Source organism: Nocardioides sp. NPDC004968, assembly GCF_040608935.1.
In the GTDB taxonomy this organism is placed as follows: domain Bacteria; phylum Actinomycetota; class Actinomycetes; order Propionibacteriales; family Nocardioidaceae; genus Nocardioides.
The window spans coordinates 48,139-62,901 of record NZ_JBEXJF010000020.1 but is presented as its reverse complement, the minus strand read 5'-3'; the positions used below and the strand labels follow the sequence as shown (position 1 = coordinate 62,901).

Below are 14,763 nucleotides of genomic sequence, written 5' to 3'. Positions count from 1 at the left end.
CTCGACGTTACGGGAGGGCGAGAAGTCGTTGCCACCGTATCGAGCACAGCACCTAGATCACCAAGTGGTCGCGCCTAAGGAACTCGTAGAGCACACCTGGATCAGATGCCTTTGGAAACCCGGCGTTAAGGCTGAGGCGATTCAACTGTGTATGTCGTCGCGCCGTGTCTCCTGACAGTGTCTTAAACTGATGCGAAGCCTTCCACCTCGATCGAAAAGAGGTCTCAGCTTCCTTGGTAGTCGCGAGCGTGGCGTCAAGAGTCGTCACAAGAGCGAGCATCACGGCCCAAAGTCCCTGGACGTCTTGCAACCTGATCAGGGCAGGCTTCCCCTCCTCCAATTTCGGTAGAGACAAAGGCCTTCCGCGCGCTCCCAGTCCACCCGCGATCACCTCAGCGTCAGTGAAGGCGCCTTCAGCCCAACTATTAGCAATGCGCCCAGCGTGTGCACAGGAGTTTCTCGCCTCCTTGTAGCACCGATAGGCCAAGAGCAGATCCTCAAGGCGATCTGGCATGTACTTTCGATTCGCCCGCAGGACACGGCCATAGATTGCCTCCAAGTCGGCAGACCGGCTCGTGCCAACGGCGGCTAGCGTCTCGGCCGCACCGTCTTTGACATGGCGCGCTGTGCCGCGGCTGGGAAACTGAAGCCGGTTGCGCTGTTGGGGAGTCCCCACTTCTAGTGTTGCTGTCCAGCCCTCATACAGGCTGATTCCCGCGTACATTGCTAATAGAGCCAGTTCGCTCGTCTGTTTATCCCAGGGCTCCTCCAAGCAATGTCGCTTGAGGTTGGCACTCCCGATCCCGCTGCCAGCGACGAACCGACCGTGCAATTCGTCGTTGTCTACTGACGCCCGCTCAGCAACGTAGCCGCGAACCTGCCAGCGGAGGTTCCACATCGCCGCCGCGGCCGGGTTAATGACGTCATATAACTGGGTCAGTTGTCGAGCAAAACTCGCCGAACTCGCGAAGAAGTAGCGCATGGCGACATCATGCCTTTGCTTGCCATATCGCGTCTCGCAAACGTCCAGCAATCCAGAGCGGTTGAGCCGCTACTTGACCAGCAACGAGTTCGGACCACCAGTGGGTCGCGGCTCTCAGCCAGCGTGATCAGTGACGCTGCCCAGTCGCGATTAGCCCGAGGGCGCGGTCCAGGTCCTCCAGGACCTCAGGCCAGGTGGTCTCGCTCGGTGGCTCGCTGTGGGCGAAGGTGCCGGCGATCTCGAGGGTGATGTAGCCGTGGATGAGGCTGGACATCAGCCGGACGGCGTACGTCTCGTTGGTCTCGGAGATGCCGTAGCTGCGGACGACGGTGAGGGCCAGGTCGGCGTTGCGGCGGCCGGCGGTGATGGCGGCGGCGACCGCGTCCGTGATCTCCGCAGCCGGGTCGGCATTGGGTGGGACGCGCTGGCGGATAGTGGCGTCGTAGCGGCCGGGTGAGCGGCGGGCGAAGTCGCGGATGGCGTCGGCGTACGCGACGAGGAGGTCGCGGCCCTCCCCCGCGGCCATCGCGGTGCTCGTGGCGTCGGCGAGCTCATCGAGGACGTACGCGGTGACGGCGGTGCGGAGGTCGGTGGCCCCCGAGATGTGGGAGTAGAGGGTCGGCGACCGGACTCCGAGGTGCCGCGCGAGGACCGAGATCGTGACGGCGTCGAAGCCGAGCTCGTCGGCCAGGTCGGCGGCGGCCGCGATCACGGCGCTCCGGTTCAGCCCTGGTCGGCCCATCAGCACCCATCCAATAACGAATTGCCTAACAGTTGTAGGAAACCTAGCATGGTTGGCATGAAGCCGCTGACCGAGACCGACGTACGCGCATCGTTCGTCAACCTCACCAAGGGTGCGACCAAGCGCCTCAACCTCCCCGCTGACCTGGCCGAACGGCCCTGGGACGACCTGGACTACCTCGGCTGGCAGGACCCGAAGGCACCGCAGAACCACTACCTCGTCACCGAGCACGAAGGGCGCCTCTGCGGCGTTGCCCTTCGCGCCTCACGCGAGACGCGAGGGCCGCGGAAGACGATGTGCGCGCTGTGCGCCTCGGTCAGTGACGTCGCGCTGCTGGTCGCCTCCCGCGCCGGTCGCTCCGGACAGGACGGCAACTCCGTCGGCACCTACATCTGCGCCGACCTCGATTGCTCCCTCAAGGCGCGCAACAAGCGCAAGCTCGACAGCCCGGTCATCCACGAGACCCTCAGCGCCGAGCAGAAGGTCGACCGGCTGCTCGGGAACCTCGACTCGTTCGTCGCGCGGGTGCTCCGGCCTGCCTGACAGGCTCACCCCGAGCGTGTTCAGCTCTTTGGGTGTCGAGTGGCCCCGCTGGTCGAGCCGCCGGAGCCGCTAGGCGGAGGCGTGTCGAGCGTTGTATCGAGCTTGTCGAGATGACCAACACAGTCCCCTGTCACGCTGGATGGGACTGTGTTGGTCTCGACACGCTCGGCCGCGGGCGGCCTCGCGGCTCGACCAGCGGGGCGATCAAGGGCTCGCGGCTCGACCAGCGGGGGGCTCAGCACTCGATGACGTTGACGGCGAGGCCGCCGCGGGAGGTCTCCTTGTACTTCACCTTCATGTCGGCGCCGGTCTCGCGCATGGTCTTCAGCGCCTTGTCGAGGCTGACCTTGTGGGAGCCGTTGCCGTTGAGGGCGAGGCGGGCGGCGTTGATGGCCTTGACGCTGGCGATGGCGTTGCGTTCGATGCACGGGATCTGCACCAGCCCGCCGACCGGGTCGCAGGTGAGGCCGAGGTTGTGCTCGATGCCGACCTCGGCGGCGTTCTCCACCTGCTCCGGGGTGCCGCCCAGCACCTCGCACAGGGCGCCGGCTGCCATCGCGCAGGCCGAGCCGACCTCGCCCTGGCAGCCGACCTCGGCGCCGGAGATCGAGGCGTTCGTCTTGCACAGGATCCCGATGGCGGCGGCGGTGAGCAGGAACCGGACGATGCCGTCCTCGATCGCGGCCTCGTCCAGCCCGGCGGCAGGCGCCACGAAACGTACCCAATAGTGCAGGACGGCGGGCACGATGCCGGCCGCGCCGTTGGTGGGAGCGGTGACGACCCGGCCGCCCGAGGCGTTCTCCTCGTTGACCGCCAGGGCGAACAGGTTGACCCAGTCCATGACCCGGAAGGGGTCCTGGGCGCCGGCTCCGGACGCCAGGTCGCGGTAGAGCAGCGGCGCCCGGCGCGGGACCCGCAGACCCCCAGGAAGTACGCCGTCGGTGACCGGATCACGGTCGCAGCCGGCCTGCACGCAGTCGGCCATCACCCGCCAGATCTCCAGGAGACCGGCGCGGATCTCGTCGTGCGTACGCCACGTCAGCTCGTTGGCGCGCAGGAGGTCGGAGACCCGGAACCCCTCGCGCTCGCAGGTGCTGAGCAGTTCGGCGCCGGTGGTGAAAGGAAACCGGACGCTCGAGTGATCGGGCACGATCCGGGCGGCGCCGGACGCGTGCTCGTCGACCACGAAGCCGCCGCCGACGGAGTAGTAGGTCCGCTCTCGGCTCACCTGCCCTGAGGCGTCGTAGGCCGTGAACACCATGCCGTTGGGGTGGCCCGGCAGGCTCTTGCGTCGATGCATCACCAGGTCGGTGTCGCCGACGAAGCGGATCGGTGTGTGACCGCCCAGCCTCAGCTCCCCGCGCTCGCGGATGGCCGCCACTCGCCCGGACGATGCCCGGGTGTCGACGGTCGCCGGCTCCTCCCCCTCGAGGCCGAGCAGCACCGCACCTTCCGAGCCATGCCCGTGACCGGTCGCGCCGAGCGACCCGAACAGCTCGGCCTTCACCCGCGTGACCGTGTCCAGCTGCCCGTCCTCGACCAGGCCGTCGACGAAGGTCTTCGCGGCCCGCATCGGCCCCACGGTGTGGGAGGAGGACGGGCCAATCCCGATCGAATACAGGTCGAAGGTGCTCAAGGTCATCGCCACGACGGGAGTCGCGACGCCGCTGAGGTCAGCGGTCACGACGGTTCACTCCTCGATCAGAGCGTCGTAGGCCGCGGCGTCGAGCAGGTCGGGAGCGCCCGAGACACGCATCTCGAAGAGCCAGCCGGCGCCGAACGGGTCGCTGTTGATCAGCGCAGGATCCTCGACGACGGCCGAGTTGATCTCGAGGATCTCGCCGTCGGCGGGCGCGAAAAGGTCGCTGACGGACTTCGTCGACTCCAGCTCACCGCAGCTCTCTCCCCCGGTGATCTTGCTGCCCACCTCGGGCAGCTCGACGAAGACGATGTCGCCCAGCGCCTCGGTGGCGAAGGCGGTGACGCCGACGCGCGCGACATCGCCGCGGGTCTCGATCCACTCGTGCTCGGCGGTGTACGACAGGTTGGTCGGGTTGCTCATGGCGGTGCTCATTTCTTGGAGTAGAAGGGAAGGTCGACGATCTCGGCGTCCTCGCGACTGCCGCGCACGTCGACGTGGACCTTGGTGCCGGCGGCGGCGAGGTCAGGCCTGACGTACGCCATCGCGATCGGGCGTCCGAGAGTCGGCGACGGGGAGCCGCTGGTGACGGTGCCGATCTCGTCGCCGGTGGCCGGATCCACGATGGCGTAGCCGGCGCGCGGAGAGCGGCGCCCGGCGGCGACCAGGCCGACGAGCACGCTGCGCGGGCCCTCGTCGCGGCGTACGGCCAGGGCGGCATCGCCGACGAAGCCGTCGGGCTTGTCGAAGGAGACGACCCGGCCGAGGCCGGCCTCGAAGGGCGTCGTGTCGCGGTTCAGCTCGTGACCGTAGAGCGGCATGCCGGCCTCGAGGCGGAGGGTGTCGCGGCAGGCGAGGCCGGCGGGAACCAGCCCGTGCGGCGTACCGGCCTCGGTGATCGCCTCCCAGACAGCAGCGGCCGACGAGGGCGCGCAGTAGATCTCGAAGCCGTCCTCGCCGGTGTAGCCGGTGCGGGCGAGCAGGACCTCGACCCCGGCGACCGTGCCTGCGTCGATGGCGTAGTACTTCAGGGACGGGACGTCCAGGTCGGTCAGAGCCGCGACGATCGCCGCCGAGGCGGGTCCCTGGACCGCGATCAGCGCCCACTCCGCGGAGGCGTCGCGGCCCACGGCGTCGTACCCCTCGGCCCGCTCGACCAGAGCCGGAGCGACCACATGGACGTTGCTCGCGTTGGCCACGACCAGGTAGCGCTCCTGCTCGAGCCGGTAGACGACCAGGTCGTCGATGATGCCGCCGTCCTCGGCGCAGATCATCGAGTAGCGGGCGCGGCCGAGGCCGATCTTCGACGGCCGACCGACCAGGGCGCGGTCGAGGGCGCGTCCCGCCTCGGGGCCGGTCACCTCGATCTCGCCCATGTGGGACAGGTCGAAGAGGCCCGCGGTGGTGCGTACGGCATTGTGCTCGGCGGTCTCCGAGCCGTAGCGGACCGGCATGTTCCAGCCGGCGAAGTCGGTGAACGAAGCACCGAGCGCCTGGTGGATCTCATGCAGAGGGGTAGGGACGGGTGAGGTCATTGTGCGGGAGGCTCCCTGCTGATGGGTGCCGACAGCCGCGGCACCCGTGGACGGGTGACCTCCCCGCTCTGTCATCGCTACCTGAGAGCTTCACCGCCCCGAAGGGGCGATTTGCACCGTGGGTGCAGGATCCAGCGGATCCTGTCTTTCCAGAGGTCGCCTCACCACAGCGGTCAGTGGGCCTGAGAGATTCTGGGGAGGTTTGCTCCTTCGGCGCCTCACCCGGGATGGGCAAGGACTCTCCCGCTGCGGTTCAAGTGGCGGATGTGAAGTTGTGCGGCAAACCTAGGTCTGCCCACCTCGGCCGTCAAGATCTGACGACCTACGATGGCCCGATGCCACCGACCAGCGCCAGCACCCGGGTCCCCGTGGTCATCCTCACCGGCCATCTCGGGTCGGGCAAGACCACGCTGCTCAACCATCTGCTGCGCCAGCCCGGCGCGCGGGTGGGCGTGGTCGTCAACGACTTCGGCGACATCAACGTCGACGCCGGCCTCGTCACCGGGCAGGTCGACGAGCCGGCCTCGATCGCCGGCGGCTGCCTGTGCTGCCTGCCCGACGCGGGCGGTCTCGACGATGCCCTCGAGAAGCTGACCCACCCGCGGCTCGCCCTCGACGTCGTCATCGTCGAGGCCAGCGGGATCGCCGAGCCCGGGACGCTGGCCCGGCTGGTCCGGTTCAGCGGTGTCGAGCGGGTACGCCGCGGTGGGCTCATCGAGGTCGTCGACGCCTCGGCGTACTTCGACACTCTCGACGACGGCCGGGGCCCGGCGCCGGTCCGGTTCGCGGCCGCCTCCCTGGTCGTGGTCAACAAGACGGACCTGGTGCCGGCTGTCGAGCGAGCAGAGGTCCTCGCGCGCATCGAGCAGCGCGTGCGGGAGCACAACCCCGAGGTCCATGTGGCGTACGCGGTGGGTGGCCGCATCGACCCGCGGCTCGTCTACGACGCCGCGGTGCCCGAGGACCCGCCCGACGAGCTGCCGATCGCGGCGCTGCTGCGCGAGGCGGCCGTCTCGCACGAAGCCCATCAGCATGCCCGGGCGGTCACCGTGACGACGCGAGGCACCATCGAGCCGGCTCGGCTGGTCGACCTGCTCGAGGAGCCGCCGGCGACGGCGTACCGGGTCAAGGGGACCGTCGCCGTCGCGACCGGCCAGGGGCCGCGCACCTACCACGTGAACCTGGTCGGACGCAGCGCCCATGTCGCCGCAGCCAGAGGGACACAAGACGCGACGAGCGAGCTCGTGGCCATCGGCCTGGATCTCGAGACCGATCCCGTCCAGGAGCGCCTCGCGGACGCCCTCGCCCCGGCCGAACGACCGAGCACCGAGGGTCTTCGCCGGCTACGCCAGCTGGTCCGCGTCAGCCTCTGACACCGAGGTCCATCCTCGGACCCGGTGGACGGTCGCCGTCTTCGGGTGGGATCCGGTGGGCGGCCCGATCTCGAAGAGGTCGATCATCAGGAACAGCGGATAGGTCGGAGCCTGGGGAAGACGTCGTACGACGAGGCCTTCGCAGCCGATGACGGTCTCCTGCCCGTCCCAGATCGCCGTCCAGGTGTGGGCCCGGGTCGCGTCGAACGGGACGGTGACCTCTGCCATGTCGGTGGTCAGGCGTGGGTCATGGTGCGCCTTGACCCCGGAACGGGCCACCGTGGTCGCGCCGATCGCGTCCGCATCGATCTCGAAGATGCAGATCTCTCCGGAATCCTCACCGGAGAGATGCTCGGTGCCGACCAGCCATGCCGCGAGCATGCAGCCGTCGTCCCGGGTCGCGGCGACGGTCACGTCGACGCGACCCCGAGCAGGCGCGAACAGGAGCCGTTGCGGCGTCTCGGTCCGAACCAGGAGTCCGTCCTCCCGGTGACGGTGTGTTCCGCGTACGGAGCCGACCGGACCGGAGTACGCGCCGGTCTGCAGGTTCGAGACCCTCAGGGGCGCGTCCTCGGGTCTCCAGTCGAACTGGTCGACCTCGATCCGCAGCTCGAGCGCACCTTGGACGAGCCGGTAGCGAGCCTCGGACCGCTCCGGCGTCGTCCAGTGCGGCAGATAGTGCGGGATCCACCACTGCTCGGACAGTCCGCCGGAGAAGTCCTCGTCGAGATCCGGCCGCCGGGCCGGCGGCAGAGGCAGCTCATCGAGCGGCAAGACCATGCTCGATGGTCCCACCCCGACGAGCAGCGGTCACCCTGCTCGGCGGACGATCCGTTCCATGTCGGTGATGATCACCGAACGCGACTCCAGCCGGACCCAGCCCTTGGCCGCGAAGTCCGCGAGCGCCTTGTTGACCGTCTCCCGGGCCGCGCCCACGAGCTGCGCGAGCTCCTCCTGGGTCAGGTCGTGGCGTACGTGGAGACCCTCCTCAGTCTGCTCCCCGAACCTCTCTGCGAGGTCCAGCAGAGCCTTCGCCACCCGGCGGGGCGCGTCGGCAAAGACCAGGTCACCGATCACATCGTTGGCCCGGCGCAGGCGACCCGACAGCAGGGCGAGCAGCCCACGCGTCACGCTCGGGCGCCCGTCGAGCAGGCCCAGCAGATCGTCGTGCGACAGCGAGGCGAGCTCGACCTGGTCGGTGACGGCCGTGACCGTGGACGAGCGCCGACCGGGGTCGAAGAGCGACAGCTCGCCGAACACCTGGCCCGGCCCCAGGATCGCCAGCAGGCTGTCCTGTCCGTTGGCCGCGGCACGGCTCAGCTTCACCTTGCCGTCCACGACCGCGTAGAGCCGGTCGGCGGCGTCGCCCTCGTGGAACAACACCTCGCCGCGCCGCAGGCGTGTCTGACCCATCATCGCGAGCATCGCCGTCATCGACTCGTCGTCCAGCTCGCTGAAAAGCGGTGCGTGCCGAAGCACGTCTTGATCCATTACCCAGCCGCTCCTGTCATCCTTTTACCGAAGGCAACAGCCTAGCCAGACCGGGGCCTCCGACAGCGGATGTGTGTCCCGCATCGCACCCCTGTCGAGTGCGTTCTTCGCCACACCGGACACGGCGGGAAGCCTCGGAGCCCCTGCGTCGTTGCTTCAGTTGTGAAGCTCTCCATGCTGGACCGGTCCCGCACGCGGGTGGGGTACGCCGAGGGCGCTGCGTTGACCCACACGATCGATCGGGCGGTGGCGGCCGAGCGGCTCGGCTACCACCGGTTCTGGGTCGCCGAGCACCACGCTGTGCCCGGGATCGCGTCAGGGTCGCCGCCGGTGCTGATCGGTGCGCTCGGCGCGCACACCTCCACGATCAGGCTCGGGTCGGGCGGGGTGATGCTGCCGCACCACCAGCCGCTGGTCGTCGCCGAGCAGTTCCTCATGCTCGACGCGCTCTATCCCGGCCGGATCGACCTCGGCTTGGGACGTACGTTGGGCTTCACCGCTCCCGTACGCCGCGCCCTGCGGCAGGATCTCGACGACCCGGACACGTTCGCCGAGGACATCGAGGAGCTCCGCGGCTACCTCGACCGCACCGCGGCGGTCACCGCCCGGCCGGCCGCCGCCCAGCAGATCGCGATGTTCGTGCTCGCGACCGGGCGGGGTGTCGCTCTCGCCGCGAGCCTCGGGCTGCCGGTCGTCGTGGGCGGTCCGGTGCTGGACCGCCCGCGGCTGGACGAGGTCTTAGGGGCGTATCGGAAAGACTTCCGGCCCTCGTCGCGGGCCTCCGAGCCTTCGGTGATGATCTCCGTCGACGTGCTCGTCGCCGACACCGACGCCGAGGCCGCCGAGCTCGCCCTGCCGGAGGCGTGGGCAATGGCCAGGTCGCGGCAGACCGGCGAGTTCGGCCCGCTCGAGCCTGTCGCGGCGATCCGCGACCAGGCCTGGTCGAACCAGGTGCGCGAACGGGTCGAGGCGCATCTGGCGCGTACTACCGCGGGATCGGCCGAGACCGTCCGCCGTCGTCTCGACCAGCTGGCCGAGGCCACCGGAGCCGACGAGCTCCTCGCCTTCACCTCCACCTACGACCGCGACGCCCAGCTCGCCTCCGACGCCGCGCTCGCCGGGATCCTGACCGGGACTACGAGCCGGAGCTAGTGGTCAGAGTGTGGGCGACCTCCAGGAGGAGGCGGCCGAGCTCGTGCTGACGCGGCGGTCCGAGGCGGGCCTCGATGCCGGTGATGCTGAGCGCTCCGTACGGCTGCCCGTGGGCGTCGAAGACGGCGGCGCCGAGGCCCCAGCTGCCGACCACGATGAGGCCCGGGTTGACCGCGAAGCCGCGATCGCGGGTCGCGGCGACGCGTTCGCGCAGGGCGTCGGCGGAGTGCTGGTCGCCGTAGGCGCCGACGAGGTCGGTGCGGGCCAGGTAGGCCTCGCGCCGCGACTCCGGGAGGAAGGCGAGGATCGCCAGGCCGGCCGAGGCGACGCCGAGCGGGAACCGGATGCCTTCGTGGAGCACGTGGGAGCGGATCGGGAAGCTGCCATCCTCACGCAGTACGCAGACCGTCTCGTCACCGCGCCGGATCGAGAAGAAGGCGCTCTCCCCCGTCTCTCTGGCGATGCGCAGAACGGCCGCCCGGGCCGCCGGGGTGATGTCGTGGCGGGTGGTCGCGGCGGCGCCGAGCAGGAAGCACTCCGGGCCGAGGTGCCAGGTGCCGGTGTCGTTGTCGCGCTCGACCAGCCCCTCCTCCTGGAGGGCGCTGAGCAGCCGGTGGGCGGTCGGGCGCGGAATGGCGGCGGTCGTCGCCAGATGGGTGGTCGTCGCGCCCTCCGGCTCGCGCGCGGCGAGCAGCCGCAGCAGGTGCGCGCTGCGGCGGATCACGCTGGGACCGGGTTCCATGGGACGTACGATAGGCGACGTTCACTCAGTGAACGCATCTGCGGCAGCGGAGTCGGTCAACGAAAGATCGAGCGTGAACTCGTGCTCATCTATTGACCGAGCGGCCCGCCCACCCTTGACTGATCATCATGGACAAGGTCATCTCCTCAGCCGCCGAGGCGGTCGCGGACATCCCGAACGGAGCGACCCTCACGGTCGGCGGTTTCGGGCTGTGCGGCATTCCCTCGGTGCTCATCAATGCTCTGCTCGAGGCCGGTGTGACCGACCTCGAGGTGGTCTCCAACAACGCTGGCGTCGACGACTGGGGCCTGGGCCTGCTGCTCGGCGCCGGACGGCTGCGGCGGGTCGTCGCCTCGTACGTCGGTGAGAACAAGGAGTTCGCGCGGCAGTACCTCTCCGGCGACCTCGAGGTCGAGCTGACCCCGCAGGGCACGCTCGCCGAGCGGATGCGCGCCGGCGGCTCCGGCATCGCTGCGTTCTACACCCGCACCGGCGTCGGCACGCAGGTTGCGCAGGGCGGGCTGCCGTGGAAGTACGACGACGCCGGCAACGTGATCAAGACCTCGCCCGAGAAGCCGGTGATGACCTTCGAGACGCCTGACGGCGAGAAGGAGTTCGTCCTGGAGGAGGCCATCGTCGCCGACTTCGGCATCGTTCGCGCGTGGAAGGGCGACCGCCACGGCAACCTCCTCTTCAAGGACTCGGCCCGCAACTTCAACCCGCTGGCCGCGATGGCCGGACAGGTCACGATCGCGGAGGTCGAGGAGCTCGTCGAGCCCGGCGAGATCCCGCCGAACGACGTCCACCTCCCCGGGGTCTACGTCCACCGCGTGGTTCCCCTGACCCCCGAACAGGCCGCCGACAAGCGCATCGAGAAGAGGACGGTCCGCTGACATGGCATGGACACGTGAAGAGATGGCCGCCCGCGCCGCCGCGGAGCTTTCTGACGGCGACTACGTCAACCTCGGCATCGGGCTGCCGACGCTGGTGCCCAACTACGTCCCCGACGACGTCGAGCTGGTGCTGCAGAGCGAGAACGGCATCCTCGGAACCGGCGCCTACCCGACCGAGGACGCCGTCGACCCGGACCTGATCAACGCCGGCAAGGAGACGGTCACCGTACGCAAGGGGGCGAGCTTCTTCGACTCCGCCACCAGCTTCGGGATGATCCGCTCCGGCAAGATCGATGCCGCCATCCTCGGTGCCATGCAGGTCTCCGCGGCCGGAGACCTGGCGAACTGGATGATCCCCGGCAAGATGGTCAAGGGCATGGGCGGCGCGATGGACCTCGTCCACGGCGCCAAGAAGGTCGTCGTACTGATGGAGCACGTCGCCCGCGACGGCTCCTACAAGATCGTCAACGAGTGCTCGCTGCCCTACACCGGCCTCGGCGTCGTGCAGCGCATCATCACCGACCTCTGCGTCCTCGACATCACCCCCGAGGGCCTGCGCCTGGTCGAGCTCGCCCCGGGCGTGACGCTCGGTGAGGTCGAGGAGAAGACAGAGCCTCCGATCCTCCGCTGACCGCCCGAGAAGGCCCGCGCGTCGGTCGACGCGCGGGCCTTCTCGGCATCTGCGACAATGTGCGGCGTGGAATTGAGGGTGGTGCGGCCGACGCGCGGGAGCGTGTGGCTGGCGCTGCTCGCGGCCATCGAGATCACCACCGGGTCCAGCTTGGCCCACCTGGCCGGCGGCGGGGAGCTGCCGGACGCGTTGTGGCTGGTGGCGACCGGGTTCGCCGCATTCGGCGCCGGGGTCGTCGTGCTGCAACGACGGGTCGGGATCGTCTTGGGGGCGGTGCTCGCCGGCGCGGCGCAGCTGGGGATGCACGAGGCCTTCGAGGCGTACGCGGCACCGGCTGCACACATGCACAACGCCGGCTCGGGCGACACCTCGATGCTGGTCGCGCACGCCGCGGCCGCGGTGCTCACCGTCGTCGTGTGGGTGCTGCACCGCCGGGCCTGGCAGGTCATCTCCGGGGCGCTCACGCCGACCCGGAACCCGATCCCGTTCCGCCTGCCGGTACAGGCGCAGCCGGTCGTGCCGCGCACCGGGCTGTGGACGTACGTCGCTGCTGGCCGGGGTCCGCCGGTCCTCGCCTGAGGACCCGACCCCGTCAACTGGGCATCGCCCATCAGCAGACACTCCACAGAAAGCAACAACATGTCTCGACGTACCCTCACGCGCCTCGGCGCGCCCGCCGCCGCTGCCGCGGCCGTCATCTTCCTCGTCGCCGCCCCGGCCTCCGCGCATGTCACGGTCACCCCGACCGAGACGGCGGCCGGCGCGTACACCGTGCTGACCTTCAGCAACGGCCACGGCTGCGAAGGATCGCCGACCAAGCAGGTCACGATCCAGGTCCCCGAGGGGATCAACGACGTGACGCCCACGCGGCAGCCGTTCTACGACGTCAAGGTCGTCACCGAGAAGCTCGCCGAGCCGATCGAGGACGCCCACGGCAACAAGATCACCGAGCGCGACTCGACCGTCGTCTACACGTCCAAGACGCCGCTGCCCGACGGTCAGCGTGACGCGTTCGAGGTCTCCCTGCAGCTGCCCGAGGAGGAGGGCACGCTCGCCTTCCCGGTCATCCAGACCTGCCTGAAGGGCGAGACCGCCTGGGTCGAGGAGGCTCCCGAGGGCGCCACCGAGGAGCCGGAGAACCCGGCGCCGTCCTTCGAGGTCACCGCGGCCGAGTCCGAGGACGGTCACGGTGCCGAGGAGTCAGCCGAGAAGGCCGAGCCGGTCGCCGCGGATATCGAGGACGGCGACGACGGCAACCTGTGGGGTGCTATCGGTGCCGGCGCAGGCATCCTCGGCCTGATCGCGGGCACGACCGCCCTCGCGCTGGGACGTCGTAAGGCGTGAGTGCTCCCCTGACGCGCCGGCCGGGCCTCGACCGGCCGGGTCGGCGCGCCGTGGGGCGGTTGCTGGTGGTGCTTGCTGCCGCTGCGTACGCCGTCCTGCTCGGCATCTCCCCCGCCCAGGCACACGCCAGCCTCATCGGCACGAACCCCGAGGAGGGTGCGGTCCTGGAACAGGCGCCGGAGACGATCACCTTCACTTTCGACGAGGCGGTGACGCTGCCTCCGGCGGGCGTGACGGTCTACGACGCGAAGGGCGAAGAGGTCACCTCCGAGGCGACCGCGAGCGGCACCGAGATGCAGGTCGCGCTCGCGGGGGCGAGCAGCCTCGGCGACGGCACCTACGTGGTCGCCTGGCGCGCGGTGTCGGCCGACGGTCACCCGATCTCGGGCTCGCTGACCTTCGCGGTCGGCGCCCCGAGCCTCAGCGTCGCCCCGCCTCCGTCCACGGAGCCGTCCAGGGCGACGGCGGTGATCCACGGGGCGCTCCAGTTCCTCCAGTACGCCGCACTGCTGCTGGTCGTGGGCCTGGTCTGGTTCCGAGCGGTGATCATCGGCGAGCACCGCATCCCCGACCGCGCCACCGCCCGGGTCCAGCGTGTCGAGGTCCTCGCCGGCATGGTCGCCGTGGTCGCGCTGGTGGCCCTCGCTCCGGCCAGCGGCGCGCTGCAGAGCGAGAGCGGGCCGGGAGCGATCCTCACCTTCGACGCCTGGTCGCCGGCCTCGGTCGGCAAGGAGTGGCTCAGTGCGCTGGTGGGGATCGTGGGCATCGCGGCCGCGCTCGCGCTGCGTGAACGGCCCCGCCTGGCTGCGGCCGCGGCGCTGGTGGCGATCTGCTCCCCGGCGCTGGTGGGCCACTCCCGGGCGGTCGTACCAGCCTGGCTGGTCACCGCCACCGACGTCATCCACCTCATCGCCGGCGCGCTCTGGCTCGGCGGCCTCGTCGGTCTCGCGCTGACCCTGCCGCTGATCACCCGGCGCGGCACGGTCGCGGCCGAGATCGTCACCCGGTTCTCCACTCTTGCCGCCGCGTCCCTGGCCGCCCTCGCGCTCTCGGGCGTGCTGATGGGCTGGCGGATCCTCGGCTCCTGGGACAACCTGCTCAACAGCACGTACGGCACCCTGCTGATGACCAAGATCGCTCTGGTCGTCGCGGTGGCGGTGATGGCGGCCGGCAACCGGCTGCTGGTCCTCCCCCGCGTCCGGCAGGCGGCCGGACACGACGACACCGTCGAGGCCGGCTCGATGCTGCGCCGGGCCGTGCTGATGGAGGCGGGCGTGCTCGTCGTCGTCCTCGGCGTCACCGGCTTCCTGGTCGACCAGCCGCCGCAGGCCGGCGCCGGATCGACCGGGACCGGTTCGGCCACGGTCGCGCAGACCAACACCCAGGCAGCGGAGCTGGGCGACGACCACCGGGTCTACGCGACGCTGACCCCGGCCGGTCCGGGTCCGAACGTGCTCCGGCTGCAGATCCAGGACGCGGCCGGTGAGCCCGTCGAGGCGTCGGCGGTCCCGACCGCCAAGCTGAGGTCTGGCGACGTCGACCTGGGCAGTCTGGCCCTGAAGACGGTCGCTGCCGGCACCTGGGAGGCAGACGTCGTACTGCCCAAGGGCGGCGTCTGGGAGGCGACCGTCGGACTGCGCCTGGGCGAGTTCGAGAGCCCCCTGGGACTGGTGAAGTTCACCGTCAGACAGTGACT

16 protein-coding genes and 1 riboswitch are annotated in these 14,763 nt (G+C 69.9%); of the genes, 8 read left to right on the top strand and 8 right to left on the bottom strand.

Annotated elements, in window-relative coordinates:
* Positions 1–52: 52 nt before the first annotated feature.
* Together ABZU72_RS18430 and ABZU72_RS18425 are read right to left on the bottom strand one after the other, a co-directional pair.
* Positions 53–982, bottom strand: coding sequence for a hypothetical protein (locus tag ABZU72_RS18430; protein ID WP_355020278.1), 930 nt, complete (start codon positions 980–982; stop codon positions 53–55).
* A 127-nt stretch (positions 983–1,109) separates the two neighbouring features.
* Positions 1,110–1,724 (bottom strand): WHG domain-containing protein, encoded by a 615-nt coding sequence (locus ABZU72_RS18425; protein WP_355020277.1) that lies wholly within the window; start codon positions 1,722–1,724, stop codon positions 1,110–1,112.
* Positions 1,725–1,781: 57 nt separating this feature from the next.
* Between ABZU72_RS18425 and ABZU72_RS18420 the strand changes: the two genes are divergently transcribed.
* Positions 1,782–2,267, top strand: a complete 486-nt coding sequence (locus ABZU72_RS18420; RefSeq protein WP_355020276.1) for an FBP domain-containing protein — start codon at positions 1,782–1,784, stop codon at positions 2,265–2,267.
* Positions 2,268–2,502: 235 nt separating this feature from the next.
* Here the strand turns inward: ABZU72_RS18420 and ABZU72_RS18415 are convergent, their stop codons facing one another.
* From ABZU72_RS18415 to gcvT, 3 genes are read right to left on the bottom strand one after another with little or no spacing between them, the layout of a single operon-like run.
* A complete protein-coding gene (locus ABZU72_RS18415) occupies positions 2,503–3,909 on the bottom strand; it encodes an L-serine ammonia-lyase (protein WP_355020300.1) in 1,407 nt (468 codons plus the stop codon).
* A 48-nt stretch (positions 3,910–3,957) separates the two neighbouring features.
* Positions 3,958–4,329 carry a glycine cleavage system protein GcvH gene (gcvH, locus tag ABZU72_RS18410; protein WP_355020275.1) on the bottom strand — a complete coding sequence of 124 codons (372 nt, stop codon included), beginning with the start codon at positions 4,327–4,329 and terminating at the stop codon, positions 3,958–3,960.
* 8 nt (positions 4,330–4,337) lie between these two features.
* The gene (gene gcvT, locus ABZU72_RS18405) at positions 4,338–5,441 is read right to left on the bottom strand and encodes a glycine cleavage system aminomethyltransferase GcvT (RefSeq protein ID WP_355020274.1); all 1,104 of its coding nucleotides are present in this window, start codon (positions 5,439–5,441) and stop codon (positions 4,338–4,340) included.
* 160 nt (positions 5,442–5,601) lie between these two features.
* A riboswitch (glycine riboswitch) is annotated at positions 5,602–5,697 on the bottom strand.
* A 79-nt stretch (positions 5,698–5,776) separates the two neighbouring features.
* Here gcvT and ABZU72_RS18400 point away from each other — a divergent pair.
* Entirely contained in the window at positions 5,777–6,814 is a 1,038-nt protein-coding gene (locus tag ABZU72_RS18400; RefSeq protein ID WP_355020273.1) for a GTP-binding protein, read from the top strand.
* Here ABZU72_RS18400 and ABZU72_RS18395 read toward each other — a convergent pair.
* Entirely contained in the window at positions 6,785–7,594 is an 810-nt protein-coding gene (locus ABZU72_RS18395; protein ID WP_355020272.1) for a hypothetical protein, read from the bottom strand. The two genes, ABZU72_RS18400 and ABZU72_RS18395, sit on opposite strands and share 30 nt — an antisense overlap.
* A 30-nt stretch (positions 7,595–7,624) precedes the next feature.
* On the bottom strand, positions 7,625–8,305 hold the full coding sequence (locus tag ABZU72_RS18390; RefSeq protein ID WP_355020271.1) for a Crp/Fnr family transcriptional regulator: 681 nt from the start codon (positions 8,303–8,305) through the stop codon (positions 7,625–7,627).
* Between the two features lie 174 nt (positions 8,306–8,479).
* Between ABZU72_RS18390 and ABZU72_RS18385 the strand changes: the two genes are divergently transcribed.
* Positions 8,480–9,457 (top strand): LLM class flavin-dependent oxidoreductase, encoded by a 978-nt coding sequence (locus tag ABZU72_RS18385; protein ID WP_355020270.1) that lies wholly within the window; start codon positions 8,480–8,482, stop codon positions 9,455–9,457.
* On the opposite strand, the gene ABZU72_RS18380 is transcribed toward ABZU72_RS18385, so the two are convergent.
* Positions 9,441–10,199, bottom strand: coding sequence for an IclR family transcriptional regulator (locus tag ABZU72_RS18380; protein ID WP_355020269.1), 759 nt, complete (start codon positions 10,197–10,199; stop codon positions 9,441–9,443). The two genes, ABZU72_RS18385 and ABZU72_RS18380, sit on opposite strands and share 17 nt — an antisense overlap.
* A gap of 128 nt (positions 10,200–10,327) precedes the next feature.
* On the opposite strand from ABZU72_RS18380, the gene ABZU72_RS18375 reads away from it, so the two are divergent.
* Genes ABZU72_RS18375 through ABZU72_RS18355 form a run of 5 tightly spaced genes read left to right on the top strand, consistent with a single transcriptional unit; the run spans position 10,328 to position 14,761 of the window.
* The gene (locus ABZU72_RS18375) at positions 10,328–11,092 is read left to right on the top strand and encodes a CoA transferase subunit A (protein ID WP_355020268.1); all 765 of its coding nucleotides are present in this window, start codon (positions 10,328–10,330) and stop codon (positions 11,090–11,092) included.
* Position 11,093: 1 nt separating this feature from the next.
* Positions 11,094–11,723: a 3-oxoacid CoA-transferase subunit B gene (locus ABZU72_RS18370; RefSeq protein WP_160021993.1), complete on the top strand. Its 630-nt coding sequence runs from the start codon at positions 11,094–11,096 to the stop codon at positions 11,721–11,723.
* Between the two features lie 57 nt (positions 11,724–11,780).
* Positions 11,781–12,302: a cell division protein FtsQ gene (locus ABZU72_RS18365; RefSeq protein WP_355020267.1), complete on the top strand. Its 522-nt coding sequence runs from the start codon at positions 11,781–11,783 to the stop codon at positions 12,300–12,302.
* A 60-nt stretch (positions 12,303–12,362) separates the two neighbouring features.
* Positions 12,363–13,067 carry a YcnI family protein gene (locus tag ABZU72_RS18360; protein WP_355020266.1) on the top strand — a complete coding sequence of 235 codons (705 nt, stop codon included), beginning with the start codon at positions 12,363–12,365 and terminating at the stop codon, positions 13,065–13,067.
* Positions 13,064–14,761, top strand: coding sequence for a copper resistance protein CopC (locus tag ABZU72_RS18355; RefSeq protein WP_355020265.1), 1,698 nt, complete (start codon positions 13,064–13,066; stop codon positions 14,759–14,761). Before ABZU72_RS18360 ends, ABZU72_RS18355 begins: the two co-directional genes overlap by 4 nt.
* Positions 14,762–14,763 lie beyond the last annotated feature (2 nt).

Coding starts and splice junctions, on each gene's coding strand:
- gcvH (WP_355020275.1), bottom strand. CDS start 4,329: ATGAGCAACCCGACCAACCTGTCGTACACCGCCGAGCACGAGTGGATC.
- ABZU72_RS18400 (WP_355020273.1), top strand. CDS start 5,777: ATGCCACCGACCAGCGCCAGCACCCGGGTCCCCGTGGTCATCCTCACC.
- ABZU72_RS18390 (WP_355020271.1), bottom strand. CDS start 8,305: ATGGATCAAGACGTGCTTCGGCACGCACCGCTTTTCAGCGAGCTGGAC.
- ABZU72_RS18425 (WP_355020277.1), bottom strand. CDS start 1,724: ATGGGCCGACCAGGGCTGAACCGGAGCGCCGTGATCGCGGCCGCCGCC.
- ABZU72_RS18375 (WP_355020268.1), top strand. CDS start 10,328: ATGGACAAGGTCATCTCCTCAGCCGCCGAGGCGGTCGCGGACATCCCG.
- ABZU72_RS18370 (WP_160021993.1), top strand. CDS start 11,094: ATGGCATGGACACGTGAAGAGATGGCCGCCCGCGCCGCCGCGGAGCTT.
- ABZU72_RS18395 (WP_355020272.1), bottom strand. CDS start 7,594: ATGGTCTTGCCGCTCGATGAGCTGCCTCTGCCGCCGGCCCGGCGGCCG.
- ABZU72_RS18385 (WP_355020270.1), top strand. CDS start 8,480: ATGCTGGACCGGTCCCGCACGCGGGTGGGGTACGCCGAGGGCGCTGCG.
- ABZU72_RS18360 (WP_355020266.1), top strand. CDS start 12,363: ATGTCTCGACGTACCCTCACGCGCCTCGGCGCGCCCGCCGCCGCTGCC.
- ABZU72_RS18420 (WP_355020276.1), top strand. CDS start 1,782: ATGAAGCCGCTGACCGAGACCGACGTACGCGCATCGTTCGTCAACCTC.
- ABZU72_RS18365 (WP_355020267.1), top strand. CDS start 11,781: ATGTGCGGCGTGGAATTGAGGGTGGTGCGGCCGACGCGCGGGAGCGTG.
- ABZU72_RS18380 (WP_355020269.1), bottom strand. CDS start 10,199: ATGGAACCCGGTCCCAGCGTGATCCGCCGCAGCGCGCACCTGCTGCGG.
- ABZU72_RS18415 (WP_355020300.1), bottom strand. CDS start 3,909: ATGACCTTGAGCACCTTCGACCTGTATTCGATCGGGATTGGCCCGTCC.
- gcvT (WP_355020274.1), bottom strand. CDS start 5,441: ATGACCTCACCCGTCCCTACCCCTCTGCATGAGATCCACCAGGCGCTC.
- ABZU72_RS18430 (WP_355020278.1), bottom strand. CDS start 982: ATGCGCTACTTCTTCGCGAGTTCGGCGAGTTTTGCTCGACAACTGACC.